Annotated in this window: 1 rRNA gene; it reads left to right on the forward strand. The window is 55.5% G+C overall.

What is annotated here, in order from left to right:
* A 16S ribosomal RNA gene (locus WS40_RS11035) occupies positions 1-339 on the forward strand; the annotation flags it as partial.

Genomic DNA, 339 nt, shown 5'->3' on the forward strand with positions numbered 1-339 from the left:
TGTCGTCAGCTCGTGTCGTGAGATGTTGGGTTAAGTCCCGCAACGAGCGCAACCCTTATCGTCCGTTACTAACAGGTAGCGCTGAGGACTCAGACGAGACCGCCGGGGACAACTCGGAGGAAGGTGGGGACGACGTCAAATCATCATGCCCCTTACGACCTGGGCTACACACGTGCTACAATGGGTACAACAAAGAGACGCGAGACCGCAAGGTGGAGCCAAACTCAGAAAAGTACTCTCAGTTCAGATTGTGGGCTGCAACCCGCCCACATGAAGTTGGAGTTGCTAGTAATCGCGGATCAGCATGCCGCGGTGAATACGTTCCCGGGCCTTGTACAC

The organism is Ruminococcus sp. N15.MGS-57, assembly GCF_000980385.1.
In the GTDB taxonomy this organism is placed as follows: domain Bacteria; phylum Bacillota; class Clostridia; order Oscillospirales; family Ruminococcaceae; genus Hominimerdicola; species Hominimerdicola aceti.